Origin of the sequence: Asticcacaulis endophyticus (assembly GCF_014652575.1) — a bacterium.
GTDB lineage: Bacteria > Pseudomonadota > Alphaproteobacteria > Caulobacterales > Caulobacteraceae > Asticcacaulis > Asticcacaulis endophyticus.
The window spans coordinates 587,458-605,943 of record NZ_BMZB01000001.1 but is presented as its reverse complement, the minus strand read 5'-3'; the positions used below and the strand labels follow the sequence as shown (position 1 = coordinate 605,943).

At 57.7% G+C, this 18,486-nt stretch carries 14 protein-coding genes; 9 read left to right on the top strand and 5 right to left on the bottom strand.

What is annotated here, in order from left to right; genetic code table 11:
- The first annotated feature begins 101 nt into the window (after positions 1 to 101).
- Together IE102_RS02785 and IE102_RS02780 are read left to right on the top strand one after the other, a co-directional pair.
- A complete protein-coding gene (locus tag IE102_RS02785) occupies positions 102 to 869 on the top strand; it encodes a dienelactone hydrolase family protein (RefSeq protein ID WP_189484848.1) in 768 nt (255 codons plus the stop codon).
- Positions 866 to 1,603 carry a dienelactone hydrolase family protein gene (locus IE102_RS02780; RefSeq protein WP_189484847.1) on the top strand — a complete coding sequence of 246 codons (738 nt, stop codon included), beginning with the start codon at positions 866 to 868 and terminating at the stop codon, positions 1,601 to 1,603. The genes IE102_RS02785 and IE102_RS02780 overlap by 4 nt, the downstream gene beginning before the upstream one ends.
- A gap of 135 nt (positions 1,604 to 1,738) precedes the next feature.
- On the opposite strand, the gene IE102_RS02775 is transcribed toward IE102_RS02780, so the two are convergent.
- From IE102_RS02775 to murJ, 3 genes are read right to left on the bottom strand one after another with little or no spacing between them, the layout of a single operon-like run.
- Positions 1,739 to 2,293, bottom strand: a complete 555-nt coding sequence (locus IE102_RS02775; protein ID WP_189484846.1) for a copper chaperone PCu(A)C — start codon at positions 2,291 to 2,293, stop codon at positions 1,739 to 1,741.
- A gap of 13 nt (positions 2,294 to 2,306) precedes the next feature.
- Complete coding sequence (gene trpS / locus IE102_RS02770) at positions 2,307 to 3,311, bottom strand: tryptophan--tRNA ligase (RefSeq protein ID WP_189484845.1); 1,005 nt, start codon at positions 3,309 to 3,311, stop codon at positions 2,307 to 2,309.
- A 4-nt stretch (positions 3,312 to 3,315) separates the two neighbouring features.
- Positions 3,316 to 4,956 carry a murein biosynthesis integral membrane protein MurJ gene (murJ, locus tag IE102_RS02765; RefSeq protein ID WP_189484844.1) on the bottom strand — a complete coding sequence of 547 codons (1,641 nt, stop codon included), beginning with the start codon at positions 4,954 to 4,956 and terminating at the stop codon, positions 3,316 to 3,318.
- Between the two features lie 256 nt (positions 4,957 to 5,212).
- On the opposite strand from murJ, the gene rimP reads away from it, so the two are divergent.
- From rimP to IE102_RS02735, 6 genes are all read left to right on the top strand, one after another.
- Entirely contained in the window at positions 5,213 to 5,896 is a 684-nt protein-coding gene (gene rimP / locus IE102_RS02760; RefSeq protein WP_189484843.1) for a ribosome maturation factor RimP, read from the top strand.
- The gene (nusA, locus tag IE102_RS02755) at positions 5,893 to 7,584 is read left to right on the top strand and encodes a transcription termination factor NusA (RefSeq protein ID WP_189484842.1); all 1,692 of its coding nucleotides are present in this window, start codon (positions 5,893 to 5,895) and stop codon (positions 7,582 to 7,584) included. Before rimP ends, nusA begins: the two co-directional genes overlap by 4 nt.
- Positions 7,562 to 8,326, top strand: a complete 765-nt coding sequence (locus IE102_RS02750) for an RNA-binding protein (protein ID WP_373295587.1) — start codon at positions 7,562 to 7,564, stop codon at positions 8,324 to 8,326. Before nusA ends, IE102_RS02750 begins: the two co-directional genes overlap by 23 nt.
- A gap of 185 nt (positions 8,327 to 8,511) precedes the next feature.
- The gene (infB, locus tag IE102_RS02745) at positions 8,512 to 11,691 is read left to right on the top strand and encodes a translation initiation factor IF-2 (RefSeq protein ID WP_189484840.1); all 3,180 of its coding nucleotides are present in this window, start codon (positions 8,512 to 8,514) and stop codon (positions 11,689 to 11,691) included.
- A gap of 131 nt (positions 11,692 to 11,822) precedes the next feature.
- Positions 11,823 to 12,701 carry a formyltetrahydrofolate deformylase gene (gene purU / locus IE102_RS02740; protein ID WP_189484839.1) on the top strand — a complete coding sequence of 293 codons (879 nt, stop codon included), beginning with the start codon at positions 11,823 to 11,825 and terminating at the stop codon, positions 12,699 to 12,701.
- 105 nt (positions 12,702 to 12,806) lie between these two features.
- Positions 12,807 to 13,505: a hypothetical protein gene (locus IE102_RS02735; RefSeq protein WP_189484838.1), complete on the top strand. Its 699-nt coding sequence runs from the start codon at positions 12,807 to 12,809 to the stop codon at positions 13,503 to 13,505.
- On the opposite strand, the gene IE102_RS02730 is transcribed toward IE102_RS02735, so the two are convergent.
- Positions 13,483 to 14,682: a DUF418 domain-containing protein gene (locus tag IE102_RS02730; RefSeq protein ID WP_229807531.1), complete on the bottom strand. Its 1,200-nt coding sequence runs from the start codon at positions 14,680 to 14,682 to the stop codon at positions 13,483 to 13,485. The genes IE102_RS02735 and IE102_RS02730 overlap by 23 nt on opposite strands.
- Before the next feature lie 89 nt (positions 14,683 to 14,771).
- The gene (locus IE102_RS02725) at positions 14,772 to 17,531 is read right to left on the bottom strand and encodes an AMP-binding protein (protein WP_189484837.1); all 2,760 of its coding nucleotides are present in this window, start codon (positions 17,529 to 17,531) and stop codon (positions 14,772 to 14,774) included.
- Positions 17,532 to 17,772: 241 nt separating this feature from the next.
- On the opposite strand from IE102_RS02725, the gene rbfA reads away from it, so the two are divergent.
- Entirely contained in the window at positions 17,773 to 18,231 is a 459-nt protein-coding gene (gene rbfA, locus IE102_RS02720) for a 30S ribosome-binding factor RbfA (RefSeq protein WP_189484836.1), read from the top strand.
- The last annotated feature ends 255 nt before the right edge of the window (positions 18,232 to 18,486 follow it).

Below are 18,486 nucleotides of genomic sequence, written 5' to 3'. Positions count from 1 at the left end.
GCGTCCGATTGACAGATATGGGTAGGCAGGCACTATGATGGCAACATAGATTGAATTGCAACCGTGAATGTGGCGGTTTGTGCTGAGTTTATGGGGGTGTTTTGGATACGGTTAGCGCACGTTATCATAAGCTGGAACCCTATATAGAGGTTTTTGGCCCGAAGGATGATCTGCCGCGTCCGGCGATCCTCCTGTTTCATGGCTGCGGCGGCATGCGGCCCCATATCCATCTCTATGCGGAAACGGCGGTGCTGGCGGGGGTGCGAGCGTTTGTGGTCGACTCCTTTGCGCCCAGGGGCTGGGGCCGGTTATTTGCGACCAGTATGGTGTGTTCGGGGGCGGTGTTTCAGGGCGATGAGCGGGCGGGGGATGTGCTGGCGGCCCTGTGGGGTGTCGCGAGTCGGGCGGACGTGATAACCGATAAGGTTATGCTGGCCGGGTGGAGCCACGGCGGCTGGTCGATCATGGACCTGATGACCCACAAACTGACGCGTAAGGGCGAGGCCGGGCTAGCTGATCCCGATCCTGAGATTTTGAAATCCGTGGCGGGACTGTTTCTGGTCTATAGCTATCTCAATTTTCCCGCGCGCAGCATCAGCCGTAACTGGCACTATAAGCCTGAAACCTTTGCGGTCATGGCCGATAAGGATCACCTGTCGGCGGTGAAGGGTGCGCAGAAGGTCTACCAGCGCCTGAAAGACGATGGGGTGCCGATTGAGACCCTGACACTCAAGGCCACCCATGCCTTTGAGGAAGAAAGCTTTGGCAATGCGATCATGAAATATGATCAGGCGGCAACCGAAGCGTCTTTGCAGGCGATGATGGCATTTATTGACCGGGTGTTTGAATTGACGGACGTTGAGGTGTGACGCAAAGATTCGACATCGGCGGGCATTGGCAAAAACTGATGCCGCATATAACGGTCTATGGGCCGGATGATGAGGCTGCGCGTCCGGCGGTACTGTTGTTTCATGGCTCCGGCGGGATAAGGTCGCACCTGCATGACTATGCTAAGGCGGCCGCCACGGCCGGGTGGCGGGCGTTTGTTGTCGATTCTTACGGTCACCGTGGCTGGAAGCGCTGGTTCTCATTTATATTCATCAGTACACTGATCTTATTCCATGGCCATGAGCGTACCGTCGATGTGCGGGCCGCCCTGTGGGGGGTGAAACAACGCGCCGATGTTGATCCGAACCGGATCGTACTGGCCGGCTGGAGCCACGGGAGTTGGACGATCATGGATCTGATGACCTTGGAGCCGGAAACGTCTGATCTGCTGCATGGGGTTACGGGGCTGTTTCTGGTTTATCCCTACATTGGGCCAAAATCACGCACGCCTAAGCACGGCTGGCGTTGGTGGCCGAAGACGATGCTGATCGTCTCAGGTCAGGATCACATTACGGCCAGAGATTTTACACATTCGGTGTTTGCTGACCTGAAAGCGCAGGGTTTGCCGCTGGAGATCAGAAATTTCGACGCCACCCATGCCTATGACGAACCGGGCTTTGCCATCGACTGGCCACCGAACCAGCCGATGCGTCATCACCGGCAGGCTACCAAAGACACCATCGCCGCCTTTGTGGATTTCCTGAAAGGGATTTAGAGCGGAATGATTTCTGGTGGCATCATTCCGCTCAAGCCGCCATTGCGGCGGCGGCCAAGGTGGCGGAGCCACCGCCCGGCGAGGGACTTAAAACAAAATCTGGATCATTATGTTTCTATCAGAAATCATAATGATCTAGTGTGCGGCGGGTGCGGCAGGTGTCATGGATACTGGCATATCGATGGTGATCTCGCCGGCTTTTTCAAACACGAGGGTGACTTTCTGAGTGGCCCCATCGGCAGGACGAGTGCTCAGATCGAATAGCATGATGTGATTGCCGCCGGGGGCAAGCACCAGTTTTTCGCCAGCCTTGATTTCAAAGCCTTCCGGGACGGCAGACATCGACATCTGGCCGTCAGCCATCGACATGGTGTGCAATTCGGTACGCGCCGCGCAAGCGCAGGATGCCGAGACTAATCGCTCGTCGGTTTTGCCGGTATTCTCAATCGTGACATAGGCGCCGGTATTGGGGTTTTGGCCCAGCGGGGTGCGCATGCCGTAATTCGTCAGGACAAACTCAGCCTCAATCTTAGACCCATTTTTGTCTACCGTTGAGGTGACTTTAATGACGCCCTTGTCTTCGGAAACGGATACGCCGATGACTTCGGAGACTTTGCCGTCGGTCTTTTGGGCGTCAGAGCAGGCACCGAGCGTAAGGGCGAAAACACCTAAGGCTAAAAAACGCTTCATAATCCCAATTCCCTTAGTTCCAAAGACCCATGATTTTCTTCGTTTCAGCCACCACCGGCGCGGAAACCTCAATCGCCTTATCGGCACCGGCGCGAAGCACGCGGTCGATTTCAGCCGGGTCGTTCAGCAAAGCGCGCAGGCGCTCAGAGATAGGCGACATCTTGTCCACCACCACCTCAGCCAGAGCGGGCTTGAACGCCCCAAAACCTTTACCGCCGAAATCGCTAAGTACGTCCGCTACCGATACGCTTGCCAAAGCCGCATAGATACCGACCAGATTTTTGGCTTCGGCGCGGCCTTCGAGGCCCGCCTCTTCGGACGGCAGGACTTCGGCGTCGGACTTGGCTTTTTTGATCTTGGAGGCGATGGTGTCGGTATCGTCGGTCAGGTTGATGCGCGAATTGTCCGACGGGTCGGATTTCGACATCTTGGCCGTGCCATCCCGAAGCGACATTATGCGCGCGCCCGGCCCCTGATAAAGGGTTTCCGGCAGAGGGAAATAATCGACCTTATAGTCGTGATTGAATTTTTTGGCGACGTCGCGGGTCAGTTCAAGGTGCTGGCGCTGGTCTTCGCCGACCGGGACGTGGGTGGCTTTGTAGAGCAGGATATCGGCGGCCTGTAGCACTGGATAGGTATAGAGCCCGATTGAGGCGCGCTCTTTGTCCTTACCGGCCTTGTCCTTGAACTGGGTCATGCGGTCGAGCCAGCCCAGACGCGCCACGCAGTTGAACAGCCAGCCGAGTTCGACATGGCCCGGCACCGCCGATTGCGGGAAGATCACCGACCTGTCCGGATCTACACCGGCGGCCAGGTAACAGGCGGCGATTTCGCGGGTCTGCGACAGCAACTGTGCCGGGTCCTGCCAGACCGTGATGGCGTGCAGGTCAGCGATCATATAGTAGCGCTCAGCGTCAAGTGCCTGCATGTCGGCGAATTTCTTGAGCGCGCCCAGATAGTTGCCGAGGTGGAGCGAACCGGACGCCTGAATACCGGACAGAATGCGTTGCGTGGCCATGAGATTACTTTTGTCGTTTCACTATGCGTTTGAGATCGGCCGGTTTCACCGCGCCGATCAGGATCAGCAGACCGCCATAAACCAAAATGCCAGCGAAACAAACGCCTAAAATGGCGATTTCCTTGGCCGCGACATCGGGCAGGGGGCGCTCAAGGGTGGTACGGAAATAGCTGGCGGCGGCGCAAAAGACACCCATACCGAGGCCGGCGATGATGATTTTCAGCAATGACGCTTGCGCCTTTAGCGACGGCGACCAGACCTTACGGCGTATCAGGGTGATGACCATCAGTATGACGTTCGACCAGGCCGACGCGGAGGTCGCGACCACCAGTCCCGGCACACCCATAATCGGGTAGAGCGCAACACACAGGGCGACATTGAGTGCTACCGACACCAGCGCGAACTTCATAGGCCCCTTGGTGTCCCGGCGCGCAAAAAAAGCCGGGGTCAGGACGCGGGTCAGCACAAAGGCCGGAACGCCCCAGCCGTAATGGAACAGCAGCTTGCCGGTTTCCATTGCATCATGGGCCGTAAACAGCCCGCGTGAAAACAGGCCGTCGATCAGGAAAAACGGCATGAACAATAAAGCGGCGGCAGCGGGCAGGGTCAGGGCCATGGAAAACACCATCGCTTCATCCATGGCGGTTTGGGCGCGGTCGTGATCTTCGGCTTGCACGGCCTTTGACAGGGTGGGCAGTAACGCCACGCCGATGGCGACGCCGACCAGGCCGAGCGGCAACTGATAGAGCCGGTCGGCCACGCTCATCCAGGTGCGGGCGCCATCGACATTGCCTGAAAACCATTGCGAGACGAAGATATTGATCTGGGTGGCGGCGGCAGCTAAAGCGCCGGGCACCGCCAACACGATCAGGCCCTTGATTTCGGGGCTTAAGGTCGGGCGGGCCAGACCGATTTTGGCACCGGTTTTGCGACATCCCCACACCAGAAGGCCCGCCTGAGCAACGCCTGATGTGGCGGCGGCCCAGCACAGGGCGACGGCGGCGTCCTGCGGATTATTACGGAACGGCAGGACGGCCAGCAGCATGAACAGGTTCATGACGGTAGGGGCAACGGCCGAAACAATGAACCGCCCCCGCGCGTTCAAAACGCCGGACAATAAGGCGACGATCACCATGCACGGCAGATAGGGCATGGTGATCTGGGTCAGTAATACCGCCCAGTTGAACTTTTCAGGGTTGTCGAGATAGCCGGACGAATAGACGGTCATCAGCCACGGCATGGCCAGTTGGATAACAACGGTAAGGACAATCGTAAAAGCGCTTAAGGTCGCCAGCGCATCGCGGGCGAGTTTGTCGGCGGCGTCCTTACCGTCTTTTTCCAGCACCTGCGAATAAGCGGGCACAAAGGCGGCGGTAAAGGCACCTTCGGCAAAGATGCGGCGGAACAGATTCGGAAAACTGATGGCGGTCGCATAGGCGTCGGCCATGATCGTGCCGGATGCCCCTAACGCAGCCGTGACCACCAGGTCGCGCGCCAGACCCATGAACCGGCTGATCAGGGTAAAGCCCGAATAGATCATCGACGACTTAACCAGTCCGGTCGATTTAGGGGCTTTGGATTCCGCAGGCAGTTCGGTCTGAGACAAGGTGGTGGCGTCCGTAAAATGAGCGCTCAGGCAAACCATAAAAGCGGCCCTGTCGCAAGTTTGATCACACGCTGGATTGAAATCGCGTCTTTAAGAAAGAACTTGGCAAATGTGAAATCCGGTTCTATATAGGCTTCAACATCGACCGGATGCCTTCGGGCCATCGGCGGCGGCCCATAGAAAGGCCAGCCGCTTTTTTGTTGCCTTATGGGTTGCTTTGGCGCTCAAAAAGCGAAGCGTTAGCGCAACGAAATGATGCACAAACCGGACTATTCTAACGGAGACAGTACCTAGCGTGCGCGCCAAAACGACCGAAGATCGTAAGCTTATCGAGATATTCGACCCGATTGCCGAGGCTTTGGGCCTTGATATCGTGCGGGTGCGCCTGATGGGCTCCAATAAGCCCGACGGGGCGCGCCGGTTGCAGGTCATGGCGGAACGTAAAACCGACGGTGACATCAATGTCGCCCAGTGCGCGCGTCTGTCGCGGGCCATTTCGGCCTATATGGACGAAGCTGATCCGATCACCGGTGAATATATTCTTGAAGTTTCGTCGCCCGGTATCGACCGGCCGCTGACGCGCCTTAAGGATTTTGTGACCTATGAGGGATTAGAAGCCCGTATCGAGCTTGACCGGCTGGCTGAGGGGCGTAAGCGCTTTCGCGGTATTTTGGCTGGGATTGAGGACGATCATGTCGCCATCGACCTTGAGGGCGAAGAAGAGACCGCGCTCATGCCGTTCGCGTGGGTGGTTGAGGCCAAGCTGATCCTGACCGACGAGCTGCTGAAGCAGGGGGCTGAAAAAGCCGCCGCGCGCCGCGAGGCTGGTGAGGACGAAGACGATTTTGACGAGGGCGATGACGCCGATGATGGTGTCGTTGCCAATGACGACGACGAAGATTTTGATGACGAAGCGTTTGATGATGACGACTTCGATGACGAACAAGATAATGAAGACGATAAGGATCGCACCCAATGAGCTTTACCGGAATTAGCGCCAACCGCCTTGAACTGCTGCAAATCGCCGACGCGGTCGCGCGCGAAAAGCAGATCAGCAAGGATGTGGTCATTGAATCCATCGAAGAGGCCATCCAAAAGGCCGCGCGTTCGCGTTACGGCGCTGATCACGATATCCGCGTCAAGATCGATACCAAGACCGGCGAAATGGCCATCACCCGCTATGTGACCGTGGTGCCGGACGAGGAACTTGAAAACGAATACGCGCAAAAATCCCTGACCGACGCTTTGAAAGACGACAAGGAAGCCTTTGTCGATAAGACTTACGAGGAAGTTCTGCCGCCGTTTGAACTGGGCCGCGTCCAGACCCAGATGGCTCGTCAAGTGGTCACCCATAAGGTGCGCGAAGCCGAACGTGAGCGGCAGTACGATGAATATAAAGACCGCGTCGGTGAAATCATCAGCGGCACGGTTAAGCGGGTCGAATACGGCAATGTCGTGGTTGACCTTGGTCGCGGCGAAGGCATCATGCGCCGCGATCAGTCGATCCCGCGCGAAGCCTTCCAGATCAATGACCGCATCCGCGCCTATATCTATGACGTGCGTCGTGAGACCAAGGGCCCGCAGATCATGCTTTCACGTGCTCATGGCGGCTTCATGGCCAAGCTGTTCGCCCAGGAAGTGCCGGAAGTTTATGACGGCGTGATCGAAATCAAGTCGGTATCGCGTGACCCCGGTTCGCGCGCCAAGATGGCGGTGTTCTCGAACGACTCATCGATCGATCCGGTCGGGGCGTGTGTGGGTATGCGCGGCTCGCGCGTTCAGGCGGTGGTTGCCGAACTGCAAAACGAAAAAGTTGATATCATCCAGTGGTCGCCGGATGACGCGACCTTCATCGTAAACGCTTTGGCGCCGGCCGAAGTGTCCAAGGTGGTTCTGGATGAAGAAGAAGACCGCGTCGAAGTGGTGGTGCCGGATGAGCAACTGTCGCTCGCGATCGGTCGCCGAGGCCAGAACGTGCGTCTGGCGTCGCAACTCACCGGCTGGCAAGTCGATATCATCACCGAGTCCCAAGACTCTGAGCGCCGCCAGAAGGAATTTGCCGAGCGCACCGCTCTGTTCCAGGAAGCGCTCGATGTCGATGAAGTTATCGCTCAGCTTCTGGTGACCGAAGGCTTCACGACGGTCGAAGATCTGGCCTATATTGATGAAAACGAAATCGCCGTCATCGAAGGCTTTGACGAAGACACCGCCTCCGAACTTCAGGCCCGTGCCCGTGACTTCCTTGAAAAAGAAGTGGCGGAACTGGATGCCAAGCGTGTGGCTCTGGGTGTCGATGATGATCTGCTGACCGTCAATGGCCTCACGCTGGCTATGGCTGTCGCGCTGGGTGAAGCGGGTGTGAAGACGGTTGAAGATCTCGCTGATCTGGCGACCGACGAAATCCGCGGCGGCTATGAGCAGCGCGGCGCTGACCGGGTTAAGATTGCCGGTGCGCTGGAAAGCTTCAGCCTGTCGGTGCCGGACGCGGAAAGCTTGATCCTCAATGCCCGCGTCGCCGCCGGCTGGATCGAAGCCCCTGAAGCCCCGCCTGAGCCTGAGTTTGAGGATGCCGATCTTGACGATGCCGGTCTTGATGACTCGGCTGTCGAAGGCGTAGATGATGAAGGGAGCGCGACCGCAGATGATGTCGCCGAACCCGAACAATGATCCGGTTGTAACCCCTCATAACGATCTAAACCTGTCTTCGGCGTCCGATTTTGAACGGATTGCCGAGGACGGGGTTGAAATCCTGTGCGAGCCTGCCCATGTGAAGGGGCTGAAGCGTCGTGACATCGCCTCTGGTGAAGCGTCGGATGTGGCGGGCCTGATCCGCTTTGTCATTGGCCCGGACGGGCAGGTGACACCGGATCTGCTGCAAAAGCTGCCGGGCCGTGGCCTGTGGGTTAAGGCGTCGCGTGACAGCCTTGATCTGGCCGTCAAAAAGAACCTGTTTGCCCGTGCGGCTAAGCGTCAGGTCAAGGCGAATGCCGATCTGTCGGATACGGTATGTCATCTGTTGCGCAGGCGTTGTCTTGATCTGCTGGGGATGGCGCGTCGTGAAGGCGAGATTATCTCAGGCTTTGAAAAGGTCATGGCGGCTATCCGCTCCGGTAAGGCGGCGTGGATTATCGAAGCGACGGATAGTGCCGATGACGGACGTTCAAAGATTTTGGCACTCGCCAGAGCGGTTGGCAGCGGGGCTTCGGTTTCGCCGAAGGTGTGCGGACTCTTCAGTAATGACGAGCTAAGTCTGGCGCTGGGCCTTGAGAACGCGGTCCATCTGGCGCTGGTGAACGGTAAGCGCATCAGGCGCTGGAAGCATGAAGTGACGCGCCTGTCAGGGTTTGTGCCACTGGTACCACCGGGCTGGAACTATACGGAGGGTGCGCAAGCCACAGCACCCGATTAATACGCTAATGCGCGGATGAATTATCGACCTTGGGGCTATTATGCCTAGTATTTTGAGGCCCAAGGCAGTATGAGAACGCCACAATTCATTGCTTAAGCGGGCCATAGCCTGCATTTTTGGCAATATTGCGGACTTGGTAGTTGAGCGAAACGATCTTCGTTTCCTAAAGGATTATAAGCTAGCGAATGAGCGACGCGAACGATAAGAACGACGGGCCGAAAGGCGACAATACACGGGCACCTCTCACCTTGAAGCCGCGTGTCGGCGGCAGTGTGTCGACCGGCACGGTGAAGCAAAGCTTTAGCCATGGCCGCTCCAAGACCGTGGTGGTGGAAACCAAGCGCCGTATTGGTGTGCCGCCGCCAGCCGGTGGGTCGCGTATCGAAGGCAATATGGCCGCGCCCAAGCCGCAAAATACACAAAATCAGGGCCAGCAACGTCCCCAATCCGGAGGGCGCCCGCCGCAAGGTAGCAATCCCGGCGGTTTGCGTCAGGAAGAGCTGGATGCCCGTCGCCGCGTGATCGAGCAAGCGCGCGTCGATCAGGAGCGCCGTGAGACGGAAACCCGTCAGCGTCAGCAGGCCGATGCCGCCCGCCGCGCCGTCGAAGACGCGTCAAAGCCCGCACCTGCGGCTGAGCCTGTTAAGTCAGAGGCGTCTGCGCCAGTGGCCGCACCGGCCCCGACACCGGCCCCTGAGCCCGCTAAGGCGGAAACGCCTTCGGTTCAACTTAATCCGGCTATCGATCAGGCCCTGTCGCGTCCGGCCCGTGCGCCGCGCGAAGATCAACCGCGTCCGCGCTATGATCAGCGCACCCCCGATAGCCGCAATGACCGCCCGCAAGGTGATCGGCCAACCACGACCTATCAAGCTGGCCGCGACCGCCCGCAAGGCGACCGCCCTCAAGGGGATCGTCCGGGCTATCAGGGTAATCGTCCGCAAGGCGACCGTCCCCAGGGTGATAGGCCACCATTTAACCGTGACCGCCCGCAAGGGGATCGTCCCGGTTATCAGGGCAATCGCCCACAAGGCGATCGTCCTCAAGGGGATAGACCTCAAGGTGACCGTCCGCCGTTTAACCGTGATCGCCCCCAAGGGGATCGTCCGGGTTATCAGGGCAACCGCCCGCAGGGTGATCGTCCTCAAGGGGATCGTCCGCCGTTTAACCGTGACCGTCCGCAGGGTGACAGACCGCAAGGCGATCGTCCAAGACCTGCCGGTGGTGAAACCGTTCGTTATTCTGCCAATTCGCCGCGTCCGCCGCGTCCTGGCGTAGGCGTTTCGGCCAATGCGCCCGCGACACCCGAAGTTGACCGCATCCGTTCATCGCGCGGCGCTGTGCCTGCCGGTAAGCCGGCTGATGTCCGTGGCCGCGTCGGTGAAGATGATGATGCCCGTGGCAAGCGCGGCAAGGCGGGCGCGCCCGTCAAGGCCGTTTCGCAAACCCGTGGTGAACCTAAGCGCCGCGAAGGCCGGCTGACTCTGCAAGCTGTTGTCGGTGACGGTGAGGGCTCGGCTGACCGGATGCGCTCACTGGCGTCGGTGCGCCGTGCCCGTGAACGCGAGCGCGAAAAGCGTAAGGGTTCACAGGCCGAGCAGACCCGTGCGGCCCGTGAGGTCATTATTCCTGATGTGATTACTGTGCAGGAACTGTCCAACCGGATGGCTGTCCGTGCCGTTGACATCATCAAGATGTTGATGAAGCAGGGCATGATGCTCAAGATCAACGACATCATTGATACCGATACCGCCGAACTGGTCGCGACCGAATTTGGTCACACGGTTAAGCGCGTCTCGGAATCGGACGTCGAAGAAGGCTTTATTGACGCCGAAGACCATTCGGACGACACCGTTGTGCGTCCCCCGGTCGTGGCGGTTATGGGTCACGTTGACCACGGTAAGACCTCGCTGCTGGATGCTTTGCGTAAAGCCGATGTGGCGGCGGGCGAAGCCGGTGGCATCACCCAGCATATTGGTGCCTATCAGGTGCGTTTGCCTGCGGGTGAAAAGGTTACCTTCCTGGATACCCCAGGTCACGCCGCCTTCTCGGCTATGCGTGCCCGTGGTGCCAATGTCACCGATATCGTGGTGCTGGTGGTGGCAGCCGATGACGGCGTCATGCCGCAGACCATCGAAGCCATTAACCATGCCCGCGCCGCCAAGACGCCGCTGATCGTGGCCGTCAACAAGATGGATAAGCACGAGGCGAACCCGCAGCGCATCATCAACGAACTTCTGCAACACGAAGTCGTCGTCGAAGCTTTGGGGGGTGACACGCAGATTATCGAAGTCTCGGCCAAGACCGGTCTCGGCCTTGATAATCTGATTGAAGCTCTTTTGCTGCAAGCCGAAGTGCTCGATCTGCGCGCCAATCCTGACCGTACCGCCGAAGGCGTGGTCATCGAAGCCAAGCTCGATAAGGGCCGGGGTCCGGTGGCGACGGTTCTGGTCAAGCGCGGTACGCTGAAACGCGGCGATATTGTTGTGGCCGGCTCTAGCTGGGGCCGCGTGCGCGCGCTTATTAATGAGCGCAATGAACAACTGGCTGAGGCCGGTCCGTCTGAGCCCGTGGAAATCCTCGGTCTGGACGGCGCGCCTGATCCCGGTGATACTCTGGCCGTGGTCGAAAGCGATGCCCGTGCCCGTGAAATCACTGAGTACCGTCAGCGTCTGCGTCGCGAAAAGATGGTGGCTCCGGTCGGTGCCGTCTCTCTGACCGACATGATGTCGAAGTTGCAGGATAAGCGCCTTAAGGAACTGCCGTTGATCATCAAATCCGATGTTCAGGGCTCGACCGAAGCGATTATCGGCTCGCTCGATAAGCTGGCGACCGACGAAGTCCGTGCACGGATCATCCATTCGGGTGCCGGTGCGATTACGGAATCTGATGTCCAACTGGCCAAGGGTTCCAACTCTCCGATCATCGGCTTTAACGTCCGGGCCTCCAAGCAGGCGCGTGATCTGGCCGAACGTGAAGGCGTGGAAATCCGTTACTACGCGATCATCTACGACCTGATCGATGATATCAAAGGCGTGCTGTCAGGCATGCTGGCGCCGATCCAGCGCGAAACCTTCCTCGGCAATGCCGAAGTCCTTGAGGTGTTTGACATCTCCAAGGTTGGCCGGGTTGCGGGCTGTCGCGTTACTGAAGGCCGTGTCGAGAAGGGGGCGCGTGTGCGTATCCTGCGCGACAACATCGTCATTCAGGAAATGGGTGTCCTTTCGACGCTCAAGCGCTTCAAGGACGAGGTCAATTCGGTCGTGGTTGGTCAGGAATGTGGTATGGCCTTCAACGGCTTCCAGGATCTTAAGGCCGGTGACTTCATCGAGTGTTTCACCGTCGAAGAAATTAAGCGCACGCTTTAAGCGTCAAAAGCTAAAACTAAGATTTAAGGGGTGTGGGGTCTATGACCCCACGCCTTTTTTCTTTCAATTGAAACCTTTGACTTTTCGCAAGATTTGCCTGCTATAGCGGTACAAACCTTTGGAATGCGCCTTTGCCTGATACGACCTTTTTCGATCCGTCCCATTATGTCCTGATCATCAAATGCCCGGATACGCGCGGTATCGTCGCGGCGGTGTCTGGCTATCTGAACGACAACGATATTTCGATCGTGGAATCGAACCAGTTCAATGATGCGCAAGGTGATACATTCTATGTGCGCGTCGTGTTCCGACAGGCGGGCGGGCGGATGCCGCCGATGCAGATCCTCGAAGAAGGGTTTAAGCCCATCGCGCACCGTTTTGCGATGGAATGGAAAATCCATAACTTAAGCGTCAAGCCCAAGGTGCTGATTGCCGTGTCGAAATTCGGCCACTGCCTTTATGAGTTGCTGCACCGCTGGCGGGCGGGTTTGCTGCCAGTTGATATCGCGGCGGTGGTCTCAAACCACGAAGACATGCGTTCTTTTGTCGAGTGGAACGGTTTGGCCTATGTCCATCTGCCGATCACTAAGGACACCAAGGCCGAGCAAGAAGCGCAGTTCCTGAAACTGATCGATGACCACAATGTCGATCTGGTGGTGCTGGCGCGCTACATGCAGATATTGTCCGATGAGATGAGCCGCAAACTGGATGGCCGCTGCATCAATATCCACCACTCGTTCCTGCCGTCATTCAAGGGCGCCAAGCCATACCATCAGGCCCATCAGCGCGGCGTGAAGATCATCGGCGCGACGGCGCATTATGTGACCTCAGACCTTGATGAAGGCCCGATCATCGAACAGGATGTGCAGCGCGTTCACCACGGCCATACCCCGGAACAACTGGTCGCCATTGGTCAGGATATCGAGGCGCGGGTTCTGGCGCGGGCCGTAACCTGGCACTCTGAGCGCCGGGTGATTATCAATGGCAGCAAAACGGTTGTCTTCTCCTGAGCCGTGTGAGCGCGCGCAAAAGATTCCCTTAACAGGCGGTTAATTGCCCTTGTCAGGCGCAATTTGGCGTTGCAGTATCGGCCCCCTACAGAGGGGGCTAAAGTCATGTCCGATGCCGTCAAAACGGTTGTAAAAAAAGGGCGTAAGCGAAAACAACCCCAGATTTCAAATCTTTATATAACGCTTTACGGCGAATATGATGGCGTCGGCATGGGCTGTCTCAGTGATGACAGCCTCTATCTGACTCAGCGGGGGCTGGCGCGGTTATGCGGGGTGCAAAACGCCCATATCGGCACGATCAGCACCGACTGGCACACAGATAAGCCGCGCATCCGGGCGATTAAGGCGCGGCTTGAGACGGTGAATGAAAACCGCCCAAGTCCTCACCGCGTCATGAGCCATAAGGGCCGCATCCAGCATACCTACGATATGGCGATGTGTCGGGCCATCCTTGGTTATTACGCCTTTGATGCCGGCCGGCAAACTCAGCCGGAGGCAGAAGCGCATCTGCGGACCTATGACGGCGCGGGACTGGAGGCCTATGTCCGGCATGGTTTGTCGATGGGGCTCACGCCCGCGGAAGGTTCGCTGGCACAACCCATCCGCTTTCAGCCCATTGCCGACGAGCCTGAGATACCGGTGCCACAGGCGGATGCCTTAAGCGACATGATCCGTGCCTATTACGACCTGTCATTCATGATGGCGCAGGCCTATGTGGCGTGGCTGAGTACCTTGATGCAGCGGGCGGCGTGGAATAACCGGCTGGGGCTATATGTGCCGCTCAGGGCGTTTTTGACCTCATGAACGGCACTTTTAGTGTCAGATAGGTCGCCGCCCGCCATAGCCATTCCAGCGGGCCATACCAAAACGCCTTGAACCACAGGTGGGCAAAGGCGACCTGGGCGGCGAAGGCGGCAAGGCCGATCAGTACGGCCTCAGACTGGGTCATGGTGGCGTGCATTCCCAACCCATAACCATAAAATACCGGCACGAAAATCAGCGATTGCGTCACATAGAGCGTCAGAGTCATCCGACCGGCAGGGGCCAGCACATTCAGCGCTTTGTGGGCAAAGCTGTAATAAAGGCTCATGAACCCCAGCATAAGTGCCGCCATGACGCTTAGGTCAAACAGGCTGGAGACGACCGACCCAAACAGGTTACGGGGCATGAACATGGCCTCGGTCGCGGGCATGAGGTCGGTGATGGATTCGCGACTAAAATAAAGCCCGATGGCGGCGATCAGCGCGATGATCAGCCCCGTCAGACGCACGCCGGAAAAGCGGGCAGGCTCGCGGAAAAAGCCGATCCGGCCCAACACCATGCCGATCAGGGACAGACCCAGAATCTGGCTCAGGCGACCGGATTCGTACATAAATAGCCATTTAAAGGCGTGGCCATCGCTGATGTTCATGGCGATGGTCTCAGCAAACCCGCCGCTTAGGTAAGCTTCGGGGATCTTTGCGCTCCAGAATTTTAACGACTGATTGGCCCAGTCGGCACCGTTCAGGCCGCTAATGATCTGCATCCACATCAAGGGCTGCAATAGGAAAAACACGCCGATGACGGCGATCACGACATTGGATTTCACGCGGTAAAACGGCAGCAGGCACAGGCCCATAACCGCCAGAACTTCCAGCACATCGCCGCGATACCACACAGCGTGCGCACAGCCGATGAGCAACAGAACCGTCAACCGCCAGATAAACCGGCCGGTGAAATCGACGCCTTTTTGGGCGGCACGATCCATAATAATAAAGAACGATACCCCAAAGCACAGGGCCAGCAGCGCGAACGCCTTACCGGCAAATACCGTGAAGATGACATCGTGCCAGATAAGCTGAGCCGGATCGGTGACCGGATGAGCCCAGTAAAGCTCGAACAGTTCCGGCATATGGACGATGAACAGCCCAAACAGGGCAAAGCCGCGCAGGGCGTCGAGACCCTCCATACGCGGGGTGAATTCAGGTTTGGTAGCCGCCACGGTATTTCCCCATATCTGTTATTCCGCCCATTTATTCAGGCGGTTTTTTTAGCCGTATAACAGGATTTGGAGCGTCCGGCCAGCGCGGGTCAAACCGCCCGCAATGGCCCGCCGTTGAAGATGAAGCTTAAAATCTTTGAACGGGCAATGCCCAGATAGACGCCCCAGGAACAGATCAGGGTGCCTGTGGTGGTCAGGGCAATCGACAGCAGCGGGTCAATATCAAGCTCAATACATATGCCGCTAAACACCAGCACAAACACCATGTGCCACAGGTAGATGACGAAGGAGGCATCCAGCAGGCGTGCCACCATCGGGTGGGGTTTATTGGCCCATTTGTGCATCAGGCTGAGGAAGATCTGCGTCCCCAAAAGGCCGCACGGCAACCAGTTGATGTTTTGGGCAATCTTACCAATGAACGTATGGGAGTGATCGAAATATACAAAGACACAGATCAGCGCGGCCCCTAAGATATAGGCAAAGGCTGACGGCTTGAGGAACCAGTTAAACAGCTTAGGTTGCCCCGCCAGTATGGCCCCCAGAAAGAAGGCCGGTCCGAACGCCAGTATCGAGCGATATTCATACACACCGAACAGCAGGTCATGTTCCGCGCTCAAAATCCGGCCCAAAGCCGCCAGCCCAAGCCCCCAACCGGACAGAAAGACCAGCATCAGACACCAGACCAGATTGGGTCTGGCGCTGACCTTATCGAGCAAGCGCTGCGGCAAATGGCCGGTCAGACCGCGCTTATGCAGTCCCCAGACCAGTGCCAAAATGCCAATCAGAGCCAAAAGCGTAATCAGGAACCAGCGGTGGGTGATCCATTGCGGCGACAAGGTGGTGACCATGCTTAGCCAATATTCAAAGGCGGGCGGGCCTTCCCGACCGGGCGTGACTGACATGGCGGCCATTTCAAGCGGCGCCAGCAGCAGGCTGCCCAGAATGACGGGTACGCCCAGACGCACGAACTGACGGTCGAACCATTTTCTGACCTCGGTGCGCTTCAGGATCAGCAGCGAGAAACAGCCACTGATGAAAAAGAAGGCGAACATCCGAAAGCTGTGGGTGGTGGCGGCAAAAATGGTCGCAAAATGTGAGGTGTGGGCTGAGGTGATCAGCCAGTCCTTATGTTCGCTGAACACCATAGCGGCGTGGTAGGGAATCCCCATCAGCAGCATCAGCACGCGGCAGGTATTGAGATAATGCAGCCGGTTGCCTGCGGTCTCAGGCACCACCTGACCCCGCATGGCTTCGAGGGCATCTATGGTCTGCACTTCCCAGTCTTCGGGCAGGAAGCCGAGATAGTCCTCGATCGCCAGGGATATCTGCACATAGGACAGGGAATCCCCGGATAGCGACGCAAACGTGGAACTGCCATCCAGCGCTTTGGCACCGGACAGGGCCGTATATATGGCTTCAATGCTGGCCCAGCGTGATTTGGGCGCCGAATGGCCATTGGCTACGGTCTTTGGCTGTTCGGCCTGGCGCAACAAAGCCTGATAGTCGGTCTTGCCATTGGACAGGCGCGGAATAGCCTCAACCTTAAGCACTGACACCATAAAGGCTGGCAGTTTATAGGTTTCACAGACCCATGCGCTCAAAGCGTCTATGTCGGTATCGGCGGTGGTGGCGATGACGATCTTATCGTCAGTGCCGGTACAGGCAACCTCGCCTAGCCGTTCCCGCAGCCTGTGTTCGACATCATCAAGATTGAGCCGCACACCGAAGGGTTTGATAAAGCGCTTAGCACGGCCAATAATATAGAACAGGCCGTCCGCGTTGCGGCAGGCGATGTCGCCGGTCAGCAGGTGGTCAAGCTGGTCGTCACGGCCAAGATCGGGCAGGGCCTCAGCATAGCCCATCATGACGTTGTCGCCTTCATAGACCAGTTCACCGGGCGTATCAGGGGTGGTGATTTCCGTACCGTCCTCGCCCTTAAGCCACAGGCGGCCACCGGGGACGGCGCGACCGATACAGTCAGGGTGGCGGGTCGCCATATCAGGCGGCAGATAGGCCATGCGCGGGGCGGCCTCGGTCTGGCCGTACATCACATAGAACTTCCAGCCCTGTTGCTGGCTGAGTTCGGCATAGCGGGTGACAAGCTTTGGCGATAGTTTGCCGCCCGCCTGAGTGACATAGCGCAGGGTTTTCAGATTACCCAGATAACGGCTGCGCTCCAGCACTTCAAAACTATAGGGCACGCCGGACAGGCCGGTAACCTTGTGGGTCTTGACGGCCTGCCACAGGTCAGCGTCGGTGACCGAGGCTTCGCTTAAGACGACCGATCCGCCGCACAACAGATGGCTGTGCAGGATGGAAAGACCGAAGGAGTAGCTGAATTTGAGATTGAGCAGCCCCCGGTCCTTGGCCGTCAGTTCAAGATATTGTGCAATCGAGCGGGCATTGGCTTGCAGGTTCTTGACCGACAGCTTGACCAGCTTGGCCGTGCCGGTTGAGCCCGAAGTGGACAATAAAACACTGACGTCCGGATGCAGGCCCAGATCCTGAGCGTGGCGGGCCATGATGTCACCGTCAGCCGCTTCGGGCCGGATCACAAAATGCGGATTATAGAGCGCGATCAGGTCATCCAGACGCGCCGGCTCATAGTCCGAAAACAGATGGACGGCATAGCCTGCCCGCAGACAGGCCAGATAGCGCACGACTGACTGGGCATCATTGTGCACACTTAAAAACACCAGCGCCCGCTGATCGGGCAGGCACGTCTTCAGGTGCCGGGCCAGTTGGTGGCAACGCGTTGACAGGTCGCCATAGCTGGTTTTGACATCACCCTCGATCAGGGCGATCGAACGCGAAGGGTGTGTCAAACTGAAAAACGAGGCGGTGGCCATGCGATAATCCGGTGTCGGGCAGGTTGGAGCGTGGTTACTGCAAATCCCATACCAAGGGTCTTGTTAAATATCGGGACTTTCAGAAGTTTTGTCGGTGGCTAAGCTTTATACGGTAGTCACTACCCTACACATCTTAAAAAGCAGAAATATTTCGGCGGCGCAACATTGGCGCGAATAGCGCGCCAAAAGCCGCGTCACACTTTTTGGATGCGCTTTAATTAAAATGATTTATAAGGCGCGGATGAAACGAGCATCTTATACACCCGGCAAAGGCCAAAAGGCCGAAGCTATAGGCCCTACACAGCGACAATTACGCGCCGGGGAACTGGTCCGCCATGCGCTGGTTGAAATCCTGCGCGAAGAAGAAATCCATGACGAAGCCCTGCACGGGGTGTCGATCACCGTTACCGAAGTGCGCTGTTCGCCTGATCTGCGTCACGCGACCATTTTTGTCGAGCCGTTGGGGGCGGGCTTGCTGACCGGGGTGGCACCTGAGAAGGTCAAGCCTGCCATTGATGCGCTCAACCGCCACGCCAAGTTTATGCGCGGCGTTCTGGGGCGCATGATCGACATGAAATTCACGCCCGCGCTGAAATTCCTGCACGACGAAAGCTTCAACGAAGCCTCGCGCCTCAATGCGCTGTTCTCCCGTCCGGAAGTGGCGCAGGATTTGGCGCTAGACCAAGACGACGAAGACTGATGCCTTGGTTCGTGTTTTCTGGCGTGATTTGCGGACTTTCTTTTATTGTCTCAGCTTACATGTCAGTGGAGACTCCTTGGTATTGGCTGATTTTTGCGGCGGGGCTTAGTCAGTTTTTTGTTTTGATCGGCGGGCTTAAATGCCCTCGTTGTCGGTTTGGGTTGGTCGATGACACACGCGGTTATTACACCCCCAGTAAAGGTGTGCGCCCTTATTGCCCCCAGTGCGGACGTAGCCGAAAAGGTGTTTGGCCGT

Coding starts and splice junctions, on each gene's coding strand:
- IE102_RS02775 (WP_189484846.1), bottom strand. CDS start 2,293: ATGAAGCGTTTTTTAGCCTTAGGTGTTTTCGCCCTTACGCTCGGTGCC.
- trpS (WP_189484845.1), bottom strand. CDS start 3,311: ATGGCCACGCAACGCATTCTGTCCGGTATTCAGGCGTCCGGTTCGCTC.
- murJ (WP_189484844.1), bottom strand. CDS start 4,956: ATGGTTTGCCTGAGCGCTCATTTTACGGACGCCACCACCTTGTCTCAG.
- nusA (WP_189484842.1), top strand. CDS start 5,893: ATGAGCTTTACCGGAATTAGCGCCAACCGCCTTGAACTGCTGCAAATC.
- IE102_RS02750 (WP_373295587.1), top strand. CDS start 7,562: ATGTCGCCGAACCCGAACAATGATCCGGTTGTAACCCCTCATAACGAT.
- infB (WP_189484840.1), top strand. CDS start 8,512: ATGAGCGACGCGAACGATAAGAACGACGGGCCGAAAGGCGACAATACA.
- IE102_RS02735 (WP_189484838.1), top strand. CDS start 12,807: ATGTCCGATGCCGTCAAAACGGTTGTAAAAAAAGGGCGTAAGCGAAAA.
- IE102_RS02725 (WP_189484837.1), bottom strand. CDS start 17,531: ATGGCCACCGCCTCGTTTTTCAGTTTGACACACCCTTCGCGTTCGATC.
- rbfA (WP_189484836.1), top strand. CDS start 17,773: ATGAAACGAGCATCTTATACACCCGGCAAAGGCCAAAAGGCCGAAGCT.